Origin of the sequence: Brevibacillus fluminis (assembly GCF_003710825.1) — a bacterium.
Lineage (GTDB): Bacteria > Bacillota > Bacilli > Brevibacillales > Brevibacillaceae > Brevibacillus_D > Brevibacillus_D fluminis.
The window spans coordinates 1-20,301 of sequence record NZ_RHHQ01000010.1 but is presented as its reverse complement, the minus strand read 5'-3'; the positions used below and the strand labels follow the sequence as shown (position 1 = coordinate 20,301).

Below are 20,301 nucleotides of genomic sequence, written 5' to 3'. Positions count from 1 at the left end.
TTTATGCATATTTGTTTCGATAATTCCCCAGAGCAAGTAGCGGCCAAATCTTCTGGTAGCTGTCGTACTGAAAATAAAAGCCGCCGGGCAGTCCGGCGCCGGTGGGATAGTTGGTGGTCCAGTCGCTTTTTGTGCCCGATTGGATGAGGAAACGGATGCCACGCTCGATGGCAGGAGTGGACTTTGGGGATGCGGCGATGAGTGCATCAGTGGCCCAAGCGGTTTGGGACAGCGTACTGATGCCAAGCGGAACATACGTTTTCAACACGTCGCTTTTGCACGATTCCCCCCAACCGCCGTCCGCGTTTTGCACACGCGTCAGCCATGCGACGGCTTTTTGCACGGCGGGATGATCCGCGGGCAAGCCGACGGCACACATGCCTGTGAGTGCAGCCCATGTCCCGTACAAATAGGTAATACCCCAGCGCCCGTACCAAGAGCCATCTTTCTCCTGCTGCCGGAGAAGCCACGAAACAGGCCGCCCGATCGCCGGAGATGCGAGCGTAAAGCCAGTATCGTTGCCCAAAAATTCCAACGTTCGTCCCGTCAGGTCTGCAGTGGAAGGGTCGGTGGCAGCAGCAGCGGCGCCTTCGATCGGGAGGGAGCGCATAATCGCCTTATCCGTATTTTTTTCAAATGCTGGCCAGCCGCCATCATCATTTTGCATCGAAAGTATCCAGGTGAGCCCACGGTCCCACGCAGATCGGTAGCGGCGATCCACCTGCATCATCCGGCGCATGGCGCGCAAGCTCGTAGTCGTGTCATCCACATCCGGATTGAGCGTATTGATATCGGAAAAACCCCAGCCACCCGGAGCGACGCCGGGATTATTCCAGGACCAGTCGCTTGCTTTTTGCTGTTGGCGTGCAAGCAGATAGTCTGCGCTCTTGCGCATCATCGGGTCGTTTGCCGGCAGTCCGGCATTCAAGAGCGCATGGCTGGCTAAAGCGGTATCCCAGACGGTTGACGTGTTGTTTTGCATCATGAGCTGGCCATTCGCTTGGCAAAACAGGCCGTATAAACCGGTTACAGCGCGGGTTATGACCGGATGGTCCCGACGGTAGCCAAGCGCCATCAGGGCGAAAATCATTAGGAAGGTTGCTCCGAAATAGCTGTACAGCGTTCCGTCCGGTTCAATTCGCGCAAGCATGAATCGCTCCGCCTTGCGCAAGGCAAGCGCATGAAGCTGTGCGGGCAAAAAAGGCAGCTGCTTAACGCCCTGCCGGATCGTGTCAAAAAAGCCGAGAAGCGAGTCGGTATCCGTGCCGTTGTCTACATACAGATCGACCATGGAAGGCGTATGCGCAGTAGGAAAAGATGCCTTACGGTCGGCGGCAATCAGGATCGGCGTTAAATATACACGGGCATAACCAACGAAATCATAAAAGCTGATTGGTGAAAAGCGCGGCAGCAAGAGCAGCTCGATGGGCGGTGATGCGGCGGGCCACGGATATTGGCCGGTCAGCGCAAGCATTACTTTTGTCAGCATGCTCGTCTTAGACAGTCCTCCGTTTTGGCGAATGTACTGAAAAGCAGCTCGCATGGCAGGGTCCGTTTTTTGGTAGTAGCCGGCATAAAGCAAGGCATAATACGACTCCACTGTTATCGATAGGTTACCAGCTGTTTCATCAGGAAACAAACGCCAGCATCCATCAGGCTGCTGCATTGATGCGATGCGTGCGGCGAGCCGCGCGATCGACTGTTCATCGGGGACGTCCAGTGTCCGAAGTAAAATGATCATATAGGCGTCGGTGAGCGGGCTGTTCTCCAGGCAGAAGCGCCAGGAGCCGTCAGTTGCCTGGTTTTGTTGAAAATAAGCGATCAGCCGGCTGATTTCCGGCTCGACATTGTTGTTCACGAAAAGCCCAACCTTTCAAGTACGGATCAATGCTGTGCCTATTACCAGCGTATTTGCCACTGGCGCGATGGGTGCGACAAAGCAGGAAACCCGTTGAAGAAAAGTTGAGTGGAACAAAATTGGGGGTTGACATTTTTATATACAAAAAAGCTCCGCCACTACGTGTGGCGAAGCTTGTGAGACCTGAGGTCTTATTGTTGGTTGAACGTATCGGTCAAGACTGGAACGATTTGCTTCTTGCGGGAAACAACGCCTTTCAACACGGCTTTGTTGTTTTCGAGCGTTACGTTATACGCTTTTTCTACTACGTGTGCAGCGCGTCCGAGCGCAATCCCGACGGAATCGTTGTTCAGGATGTCGGTCACGACGAACAGGAACAGATCCAAGCCTTTTTCATCGATAATGCCGTTTAACGCCGCTTCCAGCTCAACTTGGCGACCCAGCACATCGTTTAGGTCAACAGCGTTTACTTGCGCGATTTCCACTTTGGCATTGCCCATTGCGAATTCTTTGGCGTCCAGGGAAATCAGGTCCGCGATGGTTTTGTCGCTCAGGTCTGCGCCTGCTTTCAGCATTTCGAGGCCGTATGCTTGCAGGTCGACGCCCGCAATGGCAGCCAGCTCATGAGCAGCATCCACGTCTTGCTGTGTGCAAGTTGGGGATTTCAGCAGAAGCGTGTCGGAAATGATCGCGGACATCATCAGGCCAGCGATTTCCTTTGTCACGGCGACGCCGTTTTCTTTGTATAGCTTGTTTAAGATGGTTGTCGTGCAGCCAACTGGTTCAGCTCGGTAGTAGAGCGGGTTGCTCGTTTCAAAGTTGGCGATGCGATGGTGGTCGATGACTTCTGTCACGCGCACGGAATCGATATCGCTTACGCTTTGCTGACGCTCGTTATGGTCAACCAGGATGACTTCATTCACTTCGTTTGCAACGGTTTCTACCAGACGTGGCGCTTTCGCTTGGAAATAGTCCAGCACAAACTGGGTTTCCCCGCTGATGCTGCCGAGGCGAACCGCTTCCACGTTTGCTCCCAGCTTCGTTTTCAGATCCGCATAGACGAGAGCGGAGCAGATCGAGTCCGTATCCGGATTTTTATGACCCAAAATAAGCGCTTTTTCCATTTGTCTGTTTACCCCTTTATTGTTTATTCTGATTTATCCGATAGGAATTATACAATTATAGCATAGAACTACCGCGATACCCACATTAAATTATAGCCACAATAGGAGGAGTTTCAAATGTTTTCTGAGCAACATCGATCCAACGACATACAAGACTGTCGTTCGGCAAAGTAAAAAATGCCCCTGACGCTTTCAGTTGGAGCTGCAATGTAAACTGCGAGCATGCACGGAGCATGAACACGCCGGTTTCAGGTGAAAATATTCGCATTGAGGAGGTGATACTAGCATGAATCGAACAGAACTGGCCGCACACGAGTCGTTAGAAATTCATGAAGCGCTCAACTTCAAGACCCTATGTCTGGCGAAATCGAAATTGATGCAGGGGCTTGTGTTTGATCAAGACTTGAAAGCGTTGATGCAAAAAGATGTCGTCCAATCCACGCAGGCGATCGCCGATTTGCAAGCAATATACGCAAAAGCTTCCTTCCAGACTGAAGTGCCGCAAAACCGCCCCACGCCCATCCTGAATTGAAGGTGATGCCAGATGAATAACGACTACTTGGACCCGATCAACTCGCTGCACGTACCAGAGCTTGCAGATACGACCTTTGCCATGGATTTTCTGATTCGCGCAAAAGAAGGCGTCCGCAACCTGGCCGTCGCGTTAACGGAGACCGCGTCTCCGGATGCGAGAGCCGTATTGCGCAATCAGCTGCGCCAAGCCATTGCGCTCCATCAAGAAATTGCAGAGCTCATGATGAAGAAAAAATGGTTCCATCCCTATGAGCTGAGCGAACAGTACCAATTGGACCAGCTGTCGGCGAATAATACCGTCATGATTGGCAAGATGAATTTGTTTCCGGAAGACACATCGAGAAAAGGCATGTTCGATCGGACGCCAGATGAAGCCTAACAACGGAGGAAACACCGCATGAAAGCCGTTACATATCAAGGACTCAAAAACGTCGCCGTGAAAGATGTTCCAGATCCGAAAATTGAAAAGCCGGATGACATGATCGTGAAGCTGACAACCACCGCCATCTGCGGGTCCGACCTGCACCTGATTCACGGCATGATTCCAAACCTGCAGGAGAATTATGTGATTGGCCATGAGCCGATGGGAATCGTGGAAGAAGTGGGTCCCGGGGTAACCAAAGTAAAAAAAGGCGACCGCGTGATCATCCCGTTCAACATCGCCTGCGGCGAATGCTTTTACTGCAAAAACCACCTGGAAAGCCAATGCGACAATTCCAATCAAAACGGGGATATGGGCGGATTTTTTGGCTATTCGGGTTCGACAGGGGGCTATCCTGGTGGCCAGGCGGAATTTTTGCGCGTACCATTCGCGAATTTTACCCATTTCAAAATTCCGGAAAGCTGCGAGGAACCGGATGAAAAGCTGTGCTTGATCGCTGATGCGATGACAACCGCCTTCTGGAGTGTCGATAATGCGGGCGTAAAGGATGGCGACACCGTGATTGTCCTCGGCTGTGGTCCCGTCGGTCTGCTCGCGCAAAAATTTTGCTGGCTGAAAGGGGCAAAACGGGTGATCGCGGTCGACTATGTCGACTATCGCCTGAAGCACGCGAAAAAGACAAACCACGTTGAGACCGTGAATTTTGAGCAAAAGGAGAACATCGGCAACTATCTGAAGGAAATCACGAAGGGTGGAGCGGATGTCGTGATCGACGCGGTGGGGATGGATGGCAAGATGAATGACCTAGAATTCCTCGCCAGCGGACTGAAGCTGCAAGGCGGTACTTTGAGCGCCATCGTGATTGCATCCCAGGCTGTTCGCAAAGGAGGCACCATTCAAATTACCGGAGTCTATGGCGGACGATACAATGGATTTCCTCTCGGTGATATCATGCAGCGCAATGTCAACATTCGCTCCGGGCAAGCGCCTGTTATTCACTACATGCCGTACATGTACGAAATGATCACAAGCGGTAAGGTGGATCCGGGCGATGTGGTTACGCACGTATTGCCACTCAGCGAGGCCAAGCGCGGATACGAGGTGTTCGACACGAAGACCGACAACTGCATAAAAGTTGTATTGAAACCCTAAGGGTCAGAAAGGAGCAAAAAGATGGAGCACGCATTGCACGAAATATTGGAAGTGCATGAAATAACGGCTTTCAAAACCGTTTGCTTGACGAAGACCAAGACGATGCAAGCCCTCGTGTCGGACCCGGCACTTAAGCAAATTATGATGCAAGACTTAGAAACCTCGACGCGTCAGCTGCAAGAGCTCGGCGCGATTTTGTCCAATGCCGGCCAACAGGAGCTGAACTCATGAACACTCTTCTTGAATTTATGACGGGCATGGATATGATGACCGATCAAGTCATTGCGATGGATTTTTTGATCACGGCAAAAAGCGGTGTGCGAAACTATGCAATGGCAGTCACGGAAGTCATCTCCCCAGACGTCAAAGCGACGCTGACCAAACAGCTTGAGGAAGCGATTGACACCCATGAGCAAATCATGGCGTACGTGATGGAGCGGGGGTTGTATCACCCGTGGAATGTGAGCGAACAAATCCAGTTGGATCTGCAAAATATCGATATTGCCCTGAAAGCGCCGGTGATGTAACATCAACCGGGAGTACATAGTGAAGCTCTTTCTCAAGGTAAGGATTGCCGACCAGTAGCGGGGACTGTTGATATACGTGGAATAAACAATTAAAAAAGCCCTTGATCATCAAGGGCTTGTACGTTTTGTCTATGGTGATCCGGACTGGGTTCGAACCAGCGACCCCCACCCTGTCAAGATGGTGCTCTCCCAACTGAGCTACCGGATCATACTTATGTAAGAATAACTGTTAATGGTGGGCCCTGTAGGACTCGAACCTACGACCAATCGGTTATGAGCCGACCGCTCTAACCAACTGAGCTAAGGGCCCCGAAAAACAAGTTTTTCAGCAACGAAATTAAATATACCTTATTTTCTCAGCAATTTCAAGAGGAAAAGTAAAAATGTTTAATAAAACCAAAAACAGAACTTGATGCAATATTCTGATATGTATATAATTGGAAGCGCATATGTAGGAAAATAAGGGAACGGGGAGATGGATGTGGCGTTCGCTTTTTTGCAATTGGCATTATCGATGGCCTTTGTCGGGAGCAACATTCCGGTCGGTAAAGCAATCGTGGAGCATGTGCCGGTCTTTTTGTTTTCGGAGCTGCGTTTTTTGATCGCGCTCTTAATCTTGCTGCCGCTCCTGCGGGCAAGAGGGGAATGGCGCGGGGCATGGCGGCTTCAGGAAGGCAAGACGATGTTTTGGCAAGCGTTTTTCGGTGTGTTTCTGTTTTCAATCTGTATGCTCTACGGTGTCCAACAAACGAGCGCCACATCAGCGGGGATCATCACGAGCACGGTGCCTGCGTGCATTGCTCTTTTCTCGTTTCTTCTATTAAAAGAGAAACTCAAGGCGAACCAGTTGGGTGCGATCGTACTGTCGGTCGCAGGCATCGCGCTGATCACCTTGACCACAGGCGGTGGAGGACAGCAATCGCTTGCGGGCTTGTTCGGCAATTTGCTCGTATTCCTCGCAGTCATCAGCGAGGCGCTGTTTACGATATTGGCAAAGCGGGTATCGGGGCGTGTCACACCGTTCCAGATGACGGCCGTGATCAACACGATCAGCTTCGTCTTGTTTTTGCCGCTGGCGATTTACGATTTGACGAAAATCTCACTTACCTTGATTCCGACCTCCACTTGGCTGTTGATCGTATACTATGCGATTACGGCGAGCGTTCTCTCGTTTGTCCTCTGGTACCGGGGGGTAGCCAAAGTGCCGGCCTCGACGGCAGGTTTGTTCACCGGCGTCATGCCGATCAGCGCTGCGGTTGTTTCCGCGTTGTTTTTGCAGGAAGCGTTCACCTGGCTTCATGCGGCGGGGATGCTGCTCGTTCTGGCGGCGATCTGGACTGGTACGGTGAAACGCAAAGATCGGAGCATCGGATCGCACCAATTGAATCTGGAAGGAAGCGAATGAAACAGCCGTGTGCTGCTTTTTTGTTTATACAGATAAGAATTTATAAAATTCTTATCCAGTATAAGTGCAACCGCGGCTCCGCCAAAAAGCTTGGCGTAGCCAGGTTTTCTAACATCTGTTATTCTTGTAACTGTTTCCACTATAATAAAAAAGAAGAACATTCATTACCTTTGTATTGTTGAAAATTTTTCATCGGTACAAACATGAGGAGGGCTGGACAATGCAGATCAAAGCGATTATGGCAGGAAACGTGTGGAAGGTACTGGTGAAGCCAGGCGATACGGTGGAGAGCGGACAAGATGTCGTGATTCTCGAATCCATGAAAATGGAAATTCCGATCACAGCTGAAGCGGGGGGAACTGTTAAGGCTGTGCATGTCAATGAAGGCGACTTTGCCAATGAGGAAGAAGTGCTGGTTGAATTAGAGTAGTGCAACCTTGGAAAAAGGAGTTGTTCTCGCATGAAGGAGCCTGCCGCAGTCGTCATTAAAGAAGTCGGGCCGCGCGATGGGTTGCAAAATGAACAGGTCACGATTGCTACAGAAGACAAAATCGCTTGGATCAACCAGCTGTCCAAGAGCGGGGTCACTCACATTGAAATTACCTCCTTTGTCAATCCCAGGTGGATACCTGCATTAGCCGACGCGGTTGAAGTCGCGCTAGGCATCGACCGTGTGCCGGGCGTCACCTACTCCGCACTGGTTCCCAATGCACGTGGTCTAGAACGGGCCTTGACCGCCAACATCGATGAAGTGGCCGTGTTTCTGTCGGCCAGTGAGACGCACAACCGGAAAAACATCAACAAAACGATAGAAGAAACACTGCCGATTTTAAGGGAAGTCGCGACGGAAGCGCTGGCGGCCGGTAAAAAAATTCGCGGCTACGTCTCCACCGTATTTGGCTGCCCGTATGAAGGGCACGTAGCGACAGAATCGGTGATCCGCATTACCGATGCGCTTTTGGAAATGGGTGTAGGCGAAGTTTCCCTTGGTGATACGACCGGGATTGCCAATCCGCGTCAAGTTCAAGACGTGCTTGCGATTTTGCTCGAACGTTTTTCGCACGATCAGCTGGCGATGCATTTCCATGATACGTATGGAAGCGGGCTCGCGAACGTGTACGCTTCGCTGCAAATGGGCATGACCACGTTCGATGCTTCAACCGGCGGATTGGGCGGTTGCCCGTATGCGCCAGGGGCAGCGGGGAACATTTCGACAGATGATTTGTTGTACATGCTTCACGGGATGGGCATCCATACCGGCATCGACCATGGGCGATTGCTCGAGGCGGCGGCGTTTATCCAGGCCAAAATCGGACGCCAACTGCCAAGCCGCAATCTGCAGGCTTATCTTTCCGGCAACAATTCGTAGCCATTCGCACGGGAGGTACAGATGGAATCATTGATACTTGTCGCAAAGCAAGAAGGAGTCGCAACGATTACGCTCAATCGTCCGGAAGCCGCCAATGCGCTATCGGTGCAAATGCTGGGAGAGCTGCAGGCCGCAATTGACGAGCTTCGGTGGGATCAAGCAATCCGTTCCGTTATCGTTACTGGTGCAGGCGAAAAAGCGTTTTGCGCAGGGGCTGATCTAAAGGAGCGCGCTGGCATGAATCCACAGCAGGTGAGACAAACCGTCGCGCTGATTCGTGACACGATACATGCATTGCAAGCGCTTCCGAAGCCAGTAATCGCTGCGGTCAACGGCGTCGCATTTGGCGGCGGGACTGAGCTGGCATTGGCCTGCGACATTCGGATCGCTTCAAGCGCAGCGAGATTCGCACTGACGGAAACGTCGCTCGGCATCATCCCTGGCGCTGGCGGTACACAGCGGCTGCCGCGATTGATCGGACCGGGACGCGCGAAAGAGCTGATTTTTTCCGCGCGAAGAGTGGAGGCGGAAGAGGCACTGCAAATCGGGTTGGTCGAGTATGTTGTTCCAGTGGATGCACTGATGGAGCGGGCACAGGAGCTCGCGGGTCGCATTGCCCAAAATGCACCGATCGCACTGACGCAAGCCAAGTTCGCCATCGATCAGGGGCTGGAAACGAGCCTAGCCAACGGGCTTGCGATTGAGCAAAAGGCTTATGAAGTGACGATTCCGACCCGCGATCGCGAGGAAGGGCTGCTCGCTTTTCGCGAAAAGAGGGCGCCGCGCTATACCGGCGAATAAAATGTGGTACGGAACGTGAGCAGTTGATAAATACGAGGCGAAAACGAGGGGTTGATTCACATGAAAGCAGATGAACGCAGCTTTTCGGAACGAGTAGAGCGGATCAAGCAGGGCGGCGGACAAAAGTATCATCAGAAAAATGCGGAGCAGGGCAAACTGTTTGCACGCGATCGTCTTCGCCTGTTGTTTGATGCCGGCCTCGAGCTGGAGGATGGCTTGTTCGCCAACAATTTGGCGGATGATTTGCCAGCAGACGGCGTAATTACGGCGATCGGCAAAATTCACGGACAGACGGTGTGCGTCATGGCTAACGATTCGACGGTCAAAGCCGGATCATGGGGCTCACGCACGGTGGAGAAAATCATTCGGATTCAAGAAACAGCAGAAAAATTACGTGTTCCGCTTTTGTACCTGGTTGACTCCGCAGGCGCACGCATTACCGATCAAATCGAAATGTTCCCGGGCCGCCGCGGTGCTGGCCGCATTTTTTACAATCAAGTGAAGCTGTCCGGACAGATTCCGCAAATTTGCTTGCTCTTCGGGCCATCGGCTGCGGGCGGTGCGTATATCCCGGCTTTTTGTGACATCGTGATCATGGTGGACGGCAATGCTTCCATGTATCTCGGCTCGCCGCGGATGGCGGAGATGGTCATTGGCGAAAAAGTGGAGCTCGAGGAAATGGGCGGAGCGCGGATGCATTGCTCGGTTTCCGGCTGCGGCGACGTGTTGGCTAAAAACGAGGAAGAAGCGATCGCCATGGCTCGCGATTATTTGTCCTACTTCCCGGCCAATTTTGCCGAAAAGCCACCTGTGCGCGAAGCGATTGCACCAAAGCAATTCGCCAAATCAATCGAGGAGCTGATCCCGGCCAACCAGAACGTTCCTTTTAATATGCACGATCTGATTGAGCGTTTGGTCGACGAGGGCTCGTTCTTTGAAATCAAAAAATTATTTGCAGGCGAGTTGGTCACTGGCCTTGCGCGTATGGATGGTTCCCCGATCGGGATCATCGCCAATCAGCCGCGTGTCAAAGGTGGCGTACTGTTCCATGATTCAGCAGATAAGGCTGCCCGCTTTATTACGCTGTGCGATGCGTTTCATATCCCGCTTTTGTTCCTGGCCGACGTGCCTGGTTTCATGATCGGAACCAAAGTCGAGCGCGCAGGCATCATCCGCCACGGGGCAAAAATGATTTCTGCGATGTCGGAAGCGACTGTGCCGAAAATCTCGATCATCGTGCGCAAAGCCTATGGCGCAGGGTTGTATGCGATGGCCGGCCCTGCATTCGAACCGGATTGCTGCCTGGCGTTGCCTGGCGCCCAGATCGCGGTTATGGGGCCGGAAGCAGCGGTGAACGCGGTCTATGCTAACAAAATCGCCGAGCTGCCGGAAGAAGAGCGCGCAGCTTTCATCCAGCAAAAACGCGAGGAGTACCGCCAGGACATCGACATTTACCGTCTGGCCTCCGAGCTGGTCATTGACGGCATTGTGCAGCCGAATTCGCTGCGTGACGAGCTAATCAAGCGCTTTGCTGCCTATAGCACCAAGCACCTGCCGTTCTCGACACGTAAACACCCGGTGTACCCAGTCTAAGCTTGTAACACGAAACGTCCAACACCAGTAAGCGGGTTGGACGTTTTTTTGCTAGGGCGAACAGTTTTGTCTCTTACAATGGTCATGCAAACATGGTACTGTATTTCCAACACGGATTTTGGTGGACCGACGAGTGAGCAAAGGAGGATGAAAAGACATGTCCGATCAACAGTTGCAACATCTGACCGATTCGGTCGCCTATTTGCCAGCCGATCACGAGACGGATCGCCCCATCCTTGCGGCGATTTCGGGGAAGGATCGAACGCTGTTGCTGGATGCAGGCAATTCGCCAGCACATGCCCGGCTTTTTCTTACGCAAGTGGCCAAGCTTGATCGGCCCCGGCCAGAGCTGGTCGCGATTACGCACTGGCATTGGGATCATGTTTTTGGCATGAAGGAAATGGGGCTGCCCAGCATCGCGCACCACGAGACCAAATCGATGCTGCAAAAACTCTTGCCCTATGACTGGAGCGATGAAGCATTGGCGCATCGAGTCGAGCAGGGCAGTGAAATTCCTTTTTGTGCGGATATGATCAAAAAAGAATTTCCACCCGCCAGCAGGGGGGAAATCGCGATTGTGCTGCCTACGATTACGTTTGCAGACCAGATCGAAATCGAGCTGGGCGGCATCACCTGCCGTATGGACCATGTCGGCGGCGATCATGCGTATGATTCTGCTGTGCTGTATGTTGAACAAGAGCGTGTGCTCTTTCTTGGCGATGCGCTGGCTCCCGATATTTATACGAAGGAACGGAATTATACGACGGCGGGCTTTTTGGCATTGCTCGAACGCATCGCCGCTTATCCAGCGGAATGGTATGTCGAGTCGCATGGAACACCGCTGCCGCGTGCGCAGTTTTGGCAGGAAATGGACGAAATGCGCGCCGTGGCACTCTTGACGGAACAGTGCCACGGCGCGCGTGAGGAGATCATGGAGCGTTTGCCTGAAAACATCGGGAGGGCACTGCGGGAAGATGATGCCCAGCTCGTTCAATATTTTATCAGCGGTTGGAAGAAAAACTGCTCCTAGACAGCATCCTTGGCGTAAGTGCGGATCAGGGAGTCGAGCATTTGATCGAATTCGCCGAAGGTAAAACCGGCGCTGCGGGCTTTCTCCGTATCCAAGGACCACGACCATGGGAAGGAATAAGGAGATTGATGTTCGGGCTCGGCTTTTTCGATGATGAGTGGTTCTTTGCCGACGATGTGACCGATTCGCTCAAGCAGCTCCCGATGGCTGATGTCGCCCGTGTAACCTGCATTAATCGGACCGACGAACGATTGGGTGCCCAGCCAAAACAAAAAGCGGCTCGCATCTTCAGAAGATATGAAGCCGATTCGGGTATCGGGATGCGAGATACCAATCGGTTGTTCACGAACGACATGCTCGACATGGAATCGCAGTCGGTTGGTGTAATCGTCAGGCCCGATCACGAGCGGGAACCGGACGGCGACGACAGGGAATGGCTCTTTTTGGAACAAGACTGCTTCCGCCGAACGCTTCGCTTCGGTATAGCCAGCAATGCCCGGATACTCGCGGCGGTTTCCGGTAGAATAGGCATAGGAAAAGGGGGAGAAATCCTCCTCTTTTTGTGCTGTGCCGCCATCATAGACCGCCATTGTCGACGTGAAAATATACCGCTTTGTATTGCCGGAAAAGAGATAACACGCATCCAATGCTTCTTGCGGCGAGTAGCATGTTTGATCATAGATTACATCCCAGCTTTTACCTTCGACGGCCGACTCCATCGATTCTGCATCTTCTCGGTCTAAGACCAGCCGCTGGACACGGTCGCCGAATGGATCCGCGGTTTTTCCACGCGTCCCGATTGTCACCTCAACGCCCGCATCGAGCAGCAGCTGAACCAAACGCTTGCCAAAAAATTGTGTACCTCCCAAAACAAGAGCAGATCTCATCGTCGAATCGTCTCCTTTGAAATTATGTATCTATTAAAAATATTTTATTAAATAAAAATTGTTCTATCAAGGATATTTATTCAAAACATAAAGGTCAGACAGAGAAAAGCCTTCTGCCAGGTGGCGGAAAGTTATTTTTATTCACCCAAAAGCTTGATGTAACTGGGAAAGGCGGTGTCAGTTGGTTTCCTTCACCACATGATACGAAAAGCCGCCACCGCCTGACCAAGCCACTTCCTTGGTGATTCCACCGTTGTCCTCACCGTCGATTACTTTTTTCATCCGCGTCCAAATATGCGTATGGCAATGCTCGCCACGCTCAATCATGACCCAGTTGCGCCTCATTTTGTGTGCCACGGCCCCTGTCGTACCCGATCCTGCGAATGCATCAAGCACATAGTCGCCTTCCTTGGTCGCAATCTCCAAAATCCGTTTGATCAGCTTTTCGGGTTTAGGGGTGGCAAACGGATTTGTCGCATTCAGCTTTTTGACTTCTTGGCGCGCGTTGCGATTTTCGCCGACCTCGGAATAATGCCACACCGAGCGCGGCACGACGCCCTTCTCCTCGATTTCTGTAAGGAAGCGTTTGATGCAGGGCTTGTTGTTGCCGCTCTTTCCAAACGTGATCCGGTGATCCGCCACCAATTCCCGAAACCGTTCCTCAGTGTACACCCAAGCCCGCCCAGCGGCAGGCCGCACCTTTCTTCCCGATGGGGTGGTGATCGGATACAGCGCGCTTTCACTGATGGTCTTCACCGTCATGTCTCCTGGAAACCACGGCCCGCGTCCATAAAAGACTCCTTGGGCATCTACCCCGTCATATTCGTCGCTGTGCTTGTAGATTTTATTTTGCTCCTGTGTGCGCGGCAGCTTGTTTGGACGCCAAAGCGTTTTGTCCTTGGCATACACCAGAATATGGTCGTGCGTATCGGAAATCCATCTCGCATCATTAGACGGCGACGATTTCTTGATCCACACAATATTGCTGACGAAATTGTGCCGGCCGAAAATTTCATCGCACACGACCTTCAAATAATGGGACTCATCGTCGTCGATGGAGATCCAAAGTGTCCCATCTTCCTTCAGCAGCTGGTGAAACAAATGAAGTCTCTCCTTCATAAATGAAAGCCAGCTGCCGTGGTCAAGCCCGTCGTCGTATTGGTCGAAAACTTGTCCGGTATTATAGGGGGGATCGATATAAATGCATGTGAAACGTTCTTCATACTGCTCCTTAAGAGACTGCAAGGCAAGCAAGTTCTCGCCGAAAATCAGATGGTTGTCATAGGATGCCGTGCGATGTTCCGAATGGGGAGAATGATAGGAGCGAGAAGCGTCAGCAGTAAGTCTGGGAAATGCAGCAGAGTGATTGGAACGTTTGCCAGGCCAGATCAGTTCCAAGCGCGTCAAAGGGTCCATAGCTCACCTCGTATATGGAAGTTGTTGCCATTTTAGTATACCGGATTTTTATTTGGAAAAATATGATAAAATGAAAAAAGCCCCCCTCACAATGGCAAGGGAGCTTTAGTAAATGTGTAGGTGGTTATTCCGAACGGGCGAGCAACTGCGGTTTTCCGCGGAGCAGTAGTTTTTTGCCTATGCTTGTACGGTAGAAGCCGCGTTCCAATAGGCCAAACAAGGACCCTGTCATCCAATACAGCCCGAGAGCAACGGGAGCTTTCCAAAGAATCATGATAAACACGACAACCATGATCATTGACATGCCGATTCTTTGCCCAAGCGGGGCTTGCGTGATCATTTCGCTGGTGAGCGGGATCATGCTGGTAATGAAGGTAAGCCCTGCTGCGAGCGTAGGTAAAATATGCCATGCGTCATTTTGGGCAAATGTGACGACCCATGGGATCAAGGAAGAAGACATGGCCGCACCGTGGGACAAAAACAAGCCATACATTGCTACGAAGATCGGCATTTGCAGAAAAGACGTGGCAATGGTGGAAAGCGGCTTGATGCCTGCTGTTTTATAGAGCGTCATCGTTTCCTGCATTAGTTTAGCCTGGTCTTCCTTATGTTCCTCCCGCAGTTGCTTGAGCTTGGGTTGAACCAAGGATTGCAGTACCTGCTGGCGTGCGTTGCGCAAATTAAGCGGAAAAAGCAAACTGCGTACCAGCAAGGTCAGCAGAATGATGGCGATCCCCCAATCTTGCGCAAAGGAGAAAATGGCGGTCAAAAGGGAAGCGAGCAGAGTCACGATCGGTTGAACGAATGCTTGCATATGGTATTGTCCTCCTTGTATGAAAAAAGTAGATCTTATGTCATACAAAAGAGGGAGCGTTCTTCATCGGTGGATCGGCTGGCCTTTTGCAACGGAAGCTTGCGTCTGACCCTCAGCATCTTCGGACTGGATGTGAACCGGATTAGCGGAATGGTCGGCATGCGCTCGTGAACCGGGTAAATCCAGCAAGCGGCAAGGTGATTGGGCACTTCGTGTGCGCAAAACAAATGTGCGACCAAATAGCCGGAGAGCCCGAGTGCAAGCAGCAAGAGGGACACGTCCAAAGGAAATTCCACGTCCGTCACCTCCTGTGTGAAGTCTAGTTAACTACCTGTAACGATACCACAAAAAGAGTAGATACTGAAATATATGTAGCGAAAGAGTGATGATGTCTAGTAATTGCAAGTAATCGCCACGCTGTTTAAATTGGTTTGATAGGTAAAATATTGCTTATTTTCTTTTCATTTTATGGTATGGTAGTACTACTTATTACGTATTACCAATTACTTATAAAAGGTGGACCAGTGGTAATGTATTTAGTAAGAAATGGGATTAAAATCCATTATAAATATAGAGAAAGCATAAAAGTGATGGGAAATGGTGGGACTATCGTCCTGATTCATGGGATGGGGATGGATATGTCCTGTTGGGAAGATTTGACCCCGTTTTTGGTTTACCATTACAACGTTTTGCAATTCGACCTGCGGGGCCATGGAGGAAGCGGTCATGGTTCTGAAGAGATCCAGCTTGCGACGTTATGTGACGATCTCGATGTTTTGGTAGATGTGGTTGGAGTGAAGGAGTTTCATTTGATCGGTCATGGTTTTGGCGGATTCGTGGCAATGAAGTATGCGACAAGGCAGCCGAAACGGGTCAAAACATTGCATTTGATCTCGACGCCGCTCTATTACCCGCCATCGCTGATCGACAATTTTTATCGGTATCGCAGAAGTTTTTGCGTGAACGGCAACATGCAAGAGCTTGGAAGTGCGTTAGCGAAACAAATCTGCCATCCGTTAACACAAGAGAAGCTGGATAAGCTTCGCCAATCATATGCAAAAACGAACCATGGCACGTATTTCCAATTTATCGATTTGCTCTCGGAAGAAATTACGAATGCGACCCTGCTTAAGCAGATTCAGCAGTTGGAGTTGCCGGTACTGCTTTTATCCGGTGAGCTCGATTTGATTTATCCGTTAAATCTGTATACGGTGGGGACGTTGTTTTTTCAATTTTCGCGTCTTCGCGTCGTGCCGAATGCGTCTAACGCCGTGCAGATGGATCAGCCAGGCGTGGTAGCGGAATGGATCGATCTGTTCATTACCCAGTACCCAAGGGAAAGTCGATTCCTGAAAGAAAACGCACCGGATGTGCTGCCAGAGATTCGGGAAGAGTTTTTGCAGATGTTTCAGCTTGGGATTCATAAGCTTGAATCATCGAACAAGCTGGTCGTCAATGTATTGCGGGGCTTCCAGGTGGAATTGAACGGGGAGCTGTTGACGGGCGCGTGGAATCAGCGCAATGCCAAAGATCTGCTGGTGTACCTGGTCTTTCATCCATCCGTGACACGGGAGCAGCTATATGATCTGTATTGGCCGACTGCCGATTTGGATAAAGCCCAAAACAATTTGCGTGTGGCGCTGAATCATTTGAAAAAATTGCTCGGTGCATCCAAGCAGAATAGCGAATTGCTGCAAATCAATCGTGAATTGATCCAGTTGACAGGCATTATCCAATGCGACCTCATTTTGCTTTGGGAAGAGATTGAGCGCACGCTGCATGAAACGGATGAGATCACCCGTTTGGCGTTGATCGAGGGGATTTACAGCCGGCTGCCGGAGACGCTGATTCCCGGCTTCTACAGTGACTGGATGCTGGCATATCGCGAGAAGCTGGAGGACGAACTCGTGTCGCTTGCCCAGTGGGGGATGGACTTTTGTCAGCGAAATAACGATTACAAACGGGCGCTGCAGTTCATTGAGGCTTCTTTGAAGCTGCGGCCCTATGATGATGTGCTCGAATCAAAGCAAAGGCTGATGCAGAAGCGATTGGATTTGTAGCCGCAACACAAAAAAACAAGACGTCGTGTGTGGACGGCTTGTTTTTTTTGTGTGTATGGGGATAAGGAGATAAACAAAAATAAAAAAACCTCGAGTCATCGACCGAAGGTTTCGAAATCGTTGTTATGGTGATCCGGACTGGGTTCGAACCAGCGACCCCCACCCTGTCAAGATGGTGCTCTCCCAACTGAGCTACCGGATCATTTCTTACAAGTATTACTATATACGATTTTAAGAGAGAAATCAAGAGGGAAATGCCAAACTTTTTCACTTGTAGCGAAAAAGTTTGGCATTTTTGCTAGAAAAGCCTATAGGTTATCGAATTATCCGGCTTGCTCATCGGTATTATCAAGAGTCTGCTGGGCTTGTGCCTTAGCGTCCATTTCCGCTTCCTGCTCATCGCGGAGGCGGTGCGCCATGCGACTCGACGCATTCGCTGCCACGCTTGCCACCAAGTCATCGAGGAAGGTATGAACACGGCCAGACGCTTTGTTATCGAGCTTGCGGATGATACCGATTTTTTGCTTGTCCAGATGACCGAATGTCGTCACGGCGATGCTGCCATAACCAAAAACCGAACCGATGGCAAGCGTTTCGTCGCATCCGAACAGCCCTTCATCCGAGGCGATAATCGATTGCAGCGGTTCTGACAGCAACCCTTTTTCCGCCAATATATCAAGTTCAACGCCAACCAGGATGGCATGTTGGATTTCCCTTTTCTCCAAAACAGCATGGACGCTTGCAATGCACGGTTCCATTGTCAGCTGGGGATGGTAAGGCGACTGCATCAAAAAGACGATTTCGGCAATATCCTGAACGGTTACCCCGCGCTCGGCCAACCGCTCCAATGCAGCTTTTCGGACTTCTCTGCTGTGCACTTGTTTGCTCATCGTATATGACAACCCCTTCCACCGAGAGTGCAGTTGTGCTTCTATATAGTATCACACCACTAATGAATTGCGACAACTTTTTGACGATTTTAGAAAGCGTGAAGAGGGACTACGAGGTGGGAAATATTCGGGCCGTAGCCTTGTGGATTTGGTTCTGTTTATTCATTAGGGAATGTGCATATAATCGCATTCTTATGCGGTTTGTGAACGTTTTTGTTTGATTCGATCTTCCTGGTTTGTAACAGCTTGAAAATCGTATACCCCTTTTTAGGTAGTTCATATTTCCTTGGTTTTTGCGGGTGAATGTACGCTGTAAATAAAAAGTAGTAGGAAGATTGTAATGATCCTGTAATGGTCGTTTTGCTAGAATGATTCGAGATGACTGACAAACTACGACAGCGTTGTGTAACTTTGCAATGTCGAGTCGAACTATACAATTAGGATGTGAATCGAATTGGTAATGAAAGGTAAAGGCGCAAAAAAGATTTTCACAGTATTGCTCTCCTCAAGCATGCTGCTCTCGGTAACACCACAAGCATTTGCAAATCCGGTGGGTGCACTATCACAAACCGTTTCGTATAAGGCACAAGCAGCAGCTGTCACAATCAAAACCATTGATGCAGGAAACGGCACGATTGCTGTCGGTTTGTCTGCACTTCCGACAAAAGCTCCAAAATTGGAAGATTTCAAATTCACCCGCCAAATCAACGGTAAGTCCGCTTCCGCTTTGAAAGCGACGGACATGGTTTGGGATGCGAAAACAAAAACCGCATTCTTTACATTTAAAGCGATCAGCGCGACATCCGCTAAGCAAACTGTCATCGTGAATGCAGAATATCAAGGCTCGAAATTGAGCGCGAAGCCATTCACCATCGCAGCAAAAGGAGCAGACGTGGACAAGCTGGAGATCAGTGCGAATGCAGCAGACTCCATTTTGATCCTCGATTCCAAGACCGATGCTGAACTGACGCTCACGGCTGTTGCCAAAGACGAAGACGGAAACGTCGTCACCGGCAAGCGCGTGAAATGGGAAACAGCCGACAAAGCCATCGCTAGCGTGGATCGCTCGGGGGTAGTAACAGCGGTAGCTGAAGGCTCCACCACGATCACCGCATCTTATGGCGACGTCAAAGCGACGTTCAAAGTGACAGTTAAAGCGGATGCGCCTGGCGTTTCTTCCGTGAGCGCTACTAATGGCTCCATTACAGCTGTGTTTAATACAGCTCCGAAAGCAGAGCCAAAGCTGAAAGATTTCACCTTGACCCGCGAAATCAATGGCAAAAAAGCAACGACACTGCGTGCGACCGGCTTTACCTGGAATAAAGAATCCAAAACAGCCGTGTTCACGTTCAAAGAGATCGCGGCGACGAAAGAAAAGCAAGAGGTTGTCATCGGGGTAACTTATGAGAAGGAACAAGTTTTTGCTGATGCGTTCACCATCGCGAAAAAAGATGCGCAAGTCAAAGAGATCGAGCTGATCAACCTGTCGGCTGACGCCGAGTTGGCGGTTAATTCTTCGGATGATGCGGAGCTGAAATTGTCCGCAGTAGCAAAGGATGAAGAAGGCAACCAAATCGCAGGCAAAAAAGTAACGTGGAAATCGGATGACAGCAAAGTCGTGACTGTCGATAAAGATGGTTCTGTGAAAGCGGTAGGTGCAGGGAAAGCGAAAATCACTGCGACGATTGATAAAGTGAGCGCGAACATTGAAGTAACGGTTGTAGCGGCAAAACCGGAGATTTCTCTCAGTGCGTCTACATTGAGTGAATCATCTGCGAATGATGGTAGTGTGGCAGGTACGCAGGTCGTGACGCTGGTGAATGGGAAGTTTGCGAGCGATATTTCGGCGGCTGATGTGACTGTTAGCAACTTGCCGGCGGGATTGGGCGTAAGTGTTGCCCGTATTAGTGATACGCAGCTGGGGATTTCGTTTACTGGTCGTGCGGTGAAGCATGAAGCGGCGAATAGCGTGAGCGGTTTGTCTGTGACGGTGGCGAAGGGTAAAGTTGAAGGTGCTAAGGAGAATTTGACTGCGGGTAGTTTTGGGATTGTGTTTGCGGATGCGGTTGTGGTTCCAGTGCCTACAGCAGCGACCATTGCAGCAACGCCAGGAACTTTAACGGAAGCGGGAGCCAACGACGGAAGCTTAACGTCCGGAGTGATTACGGTAACTGCTACGAACGGTACATTTGCAGCGGATATAGCGAAAAGTGACGTGACAGTAACGGGCTTGCCAAGTGGAATGGATTACACAGTAACTTACGTGGATGCAACCCACATTACAGTAACCTTAACAGGTCAAGCTACGGATCATGAAAATGCTGATGATACCAATGTGAGCGTTACGGTAGCGCAAGCTAAAGTAACTGGAGCAACGGCAAATGTAAGCACAGGAAACGTAGCAATTGACTTCAATGATGCAGCAGCGGCAGCGACCATTGCAGCAACGCCAGGAACTT

The 20,301-nt window shown here is 50.7% G+C and carries 20 protein-coding genes and 3 tRNA genes; 13 read left to right on the top strand and 10 right to left on the bottom strand.

Annotated features, from left to right (window positions below; genetic code table 11):
• Position 1: 1 nt before the first annotated feature.
• Positions 2-1,858: a squalene--hopene cyclase gene (shc, locus tag EDM56_RS13035; RefSeq protein ID WP_122918360.1), complete on the bottom strand. Its 1,857-nt coding sequence runs from the start codon at positions 1,856-1,858 to the stop codon at positions 2-4.
• A 191-nt stretch (positions 1,859-2,049) separates the two neighbouring features.
• Entirely contained in the window at positions 2,050-2,982 is a 933-nt protein-coding gene (locus tag EDM56_RS13030) for a manganese-dependent inorganic pyrophosphatase (RefSeq protein WP_122918359.1), read from the bottom strand.
• Between the two features lie 286 nt (positions 2,983-3,268).
• Between EDM56_RS13030 and EDM56_RS13025 the strand changes: the two genes are divergently transcribed.
• Genes EDM56_RS13025 through EDM56_RS13005 form a run of 5 tightly spaced genes read left to right on the top strand, consistent with a single transcriptional unit; the run spans position 3,269 to position 5,577 of the window.
• On the top strand, positions 3,269-3,514 hold the full coding sequence (locus EDM56_RS13025) for a spore gernimation protein GerQ (protein ID WP_122918358.1): 246 nt from the start codon (positions 3,269-3,271) through the stop codon (positions 3,512-3,514).
• 12 nt (positions 3,515-3,526) lie between these two features.
• Complete coding sequence (locus EDM56_RS13020; protein ID WP_122918357.1) at positions 3,527-3,895, top strand: spore coat protein; 369 nt, start codon at positions 3,527-3,529, stop codon at positions 3,893-3,895.
• 18 nt (positions 3,896-3,913) lie between these two features.
• Positions 3,914-5,050 carry a zinc-dependent alcohol dehydrogenase gene (locus EDM56_RS13015; RefSeq protein WP_122918356.1) on the top strand — a complete coding sequence of 379 codons (1,137 nt, stop codon included), beginning with the start codon at positions 3,914-3,916 and terminating at the stop codon, positions 5,048-5,050.
• 21 nt (positions 5,051-5,071) lie between these two features.
• Positions 5,072-5,281 carry a hypothetical protein gene (locus tag EDM56_RS13010; RefSeq protein WP_122918355.1) on the top strand — a complete coding sequence of 70 codons (210 nt, stop codon included), beginning with the start codon at positions 5,072-5,074 and terminating at the stop codon, positions 5,279-5,281.
• Entirely contained in the window at positions 5,278-5,577 is a 300-nt protein-coding gene (locus tag EDM56_RS13005) for a spore coat protein (RefSeq protein WP_122918354.1), read from the top strand. The genes EDM56_RS13010 and EDM56_RS13005 overlap by 4 nt, the downstream gene beginning before the upstream one ends.
• Before the next feature lie 132 nt (positions 5,578-5,709).
• On the opposite strand, the gene EDM56_RS13000 is transcribed toward EDM56_RS13005, so the two are convergent.
• Together EDM56_RS13000 and EDM56_RS12995 are read right to left on the bottom strand one after the other, a co-directional pair.
• A tRNA-Val gene (locus EDM56_RS13000) sits at positions 5,710-5,785 on the bottom strand.
• A gap of 25 nt (positions 5,786-5,810) precedes the next feature.
• Positions 5,811-5,887: transfer RNA gene (locus tag EDM56_RS12995), tRNA-Ile, on the bottom strand.
• Positions 5,888-6,052: 165 nt separating this feature from the next.
• On the opposite strand from EDM56_RS12995, the gene EDM56_RS12990 reads away from it, so the two are divergent.
• From EDM56_RS12990 to EDM56_RS12965, 6 genes are all read left to right on the top strand, one after another.
• Positions 6,053-6,982, top strand: a complete 930-nt coding sequence (locus EDM56_RS12990) for a DMT family transporter (RefSeq protein WP_342772389.1) — start codon at positions 6,053-6,055, stop codon at positions 6,980-6,982.
• A gap of 220 nt (positions 6,983-7,202) precedes the next feature.
• Positions 7,203-7,412 (top strand): acetyl-CoA carboxylase biotin carboxyl carrier protein subunit, encoded by a 210-nt coding sequence (locus tag EDM56_RS12985; protein ID WP_122918353.1) that lies wholly within the window; start codon positions 7,203-7,205, stop codon positions 7,410-7,412.
• Positions 7,413-7,442: 30 nt separating this feature from the next.
• The gene (locus tag EDM56_RS12980) at positions 7,443-8,351 is read left to right on the top strand and encodes a hydroxymethylglutaryl-CoA lyase (protein WP_122918352.1); all 909 of its coding nucleotides are present in this window, start codon (positions 7,443-7,445) and stop codon (positions 8,349-8,351) included.
• Between the two features lie 21 nt (positions 8,352-8,372).
• On the top strand, positions 8,373-9,152 hold the full coding sequence (locus EDM56_RS12975; protein ID WP_122918351.1) for an enoyl-CoA hydratase: 780 nt from the start codon (positions 8,373-8,375) through the stop codon (positions 9,150-9,152).
• A gap of 60 nt (positions 9,153-9,212) precedes the next feature.
• Complete coding sequence (locus EDM56_RS12970) at positions 9,213-10,745, top strand: acyl-CoA carboxylase subunit beta (protein ID WP_122918350.1); 1,533 nt, start codon at positions 9,213-9,215, stop codon at positions 10,743-10,745.
• Between the two features lie 157 nt (positions 10,746-10,902).
• Positions 10,903-11,775, top strand: coding sequence for an MBL fold metallo-hydrolase (locus tag EDM56_RS12965; protein ID WP_122918349.1), 873 nt, complete (start codon positions 10,903-10,905; stop codon positions 11,773-11,775).
• On the opposite strand, the gene EDM56_RS12960 is transcribed toward EDM56_RS12965, so the two are convergent.
• From EDM56_RS12960 to EDM56_RS12945, 4 genes are all read right to left on the bottom strand, one after another.
• Positions 11,772-12,662 (bottom strand): NAD-dependent epimerase/dehydratase family protein, encoded by an 891-nt coding sequence (locus EDM56_RS12960; protein ID WP_122918348.1) that lies wholly within the window; start codon positions 12,660-12,662, stop codon positions 11,772-11,774. The genes EDM56_RS12965 and EDM56_RS12960 overlap by 4 nt on opposite strands.
• Before the next feature lie 177 nt (positions 12,663-12,839).
• Positions 12,840-14,078 (bottom strand): site-specific DNA-methyltransferase, encoded by a 1,239-nt coding sequence (locus EDM56_RS12955; RefSeq protein WP_122918347.1) that lies wholly within the window; start codon positions 14,076-14,078, stop codon positions 12,840-12,842.
• 124 nt (positions 14,079-14,202) lie between these two features.
• Positions 14,203-14,892, bottom strand: coding sequence for a YidC/Oxa1 family membrane protein insertase (locus EDM56_RS12950; protein ID WP_122918346.1), 690 nt, complete (start codon positions 14,890-14,892; stop codon positions 14,203-14,205).
• Between the two features lie 35 nt (positions 14,893-14,927).
• Positions 14,928-15,188, bottom strand: coding sequence for a hypothetical protein (locus EDM56_RS12945; protein ID WP_122918345.1), 261 nt, complete (start codon positions 15,186-15,188; stop codon positions 14,928-14,930).
• A 177-nt stretch (positions 15,189-15,365) separates the two neighbouring features.
• On the opposite strand from EDM56_RS12945, the gene EDM56_RS12940 reads away from it, so the two are divergent.
• On the top strand, positions 15,366-16,952 hold the full coding sequence (locus EDM56_RS12940) for an alpha/beta hydrolase (RefSeq protein WP_122918344.1): 1,587 nt from the start codon (positions 15,366-15,368) through the stop codon (positions 16,950-16,952).
• A 126-nt stretch (positions 16,953-17,078) separates the two neighbouring features.
• Here EDM56_RS12940 and EDM56_RS12935 read toward each other — a convergent pair.
• Together EDM56_RS12935 and EDM56_RS12930 are read right to left on the bottom strand one after the other, a co-directional pair.
• Positions 17,079-17,154 (bottom strand) — tRNA-Val (locus EDM56_RS12935).
• A 121-nt stretch (positions 17,155-17,275) separates the two neighbouring features.
• Complete coding sequence (locus EDM56_RS12930) at positions 17,276-17,842, bottom strand: phosphatidylglycerophosphatase A family protein (RefSeq protein ID WP_122918343.1); 567 nt, start codon at positions 17,840-17,842, stop codon at positions 17,276-17,278.
• A 460-nt stretch (positions 17,843-18,302) separates the two neighbouring features.
• Between EDM56_RS12930 and EDM56_RS12925 the strand changes: the two genes are divergently transcribed.
• A partial coding sequence (locus tag EDM56_RS12925; RefSeq protein WP_246009377.1) for an Ig-like domain-containing protein occupies positions 18,303-20,301 on the top strand: 1,999 nt, incomplete at its 3' end.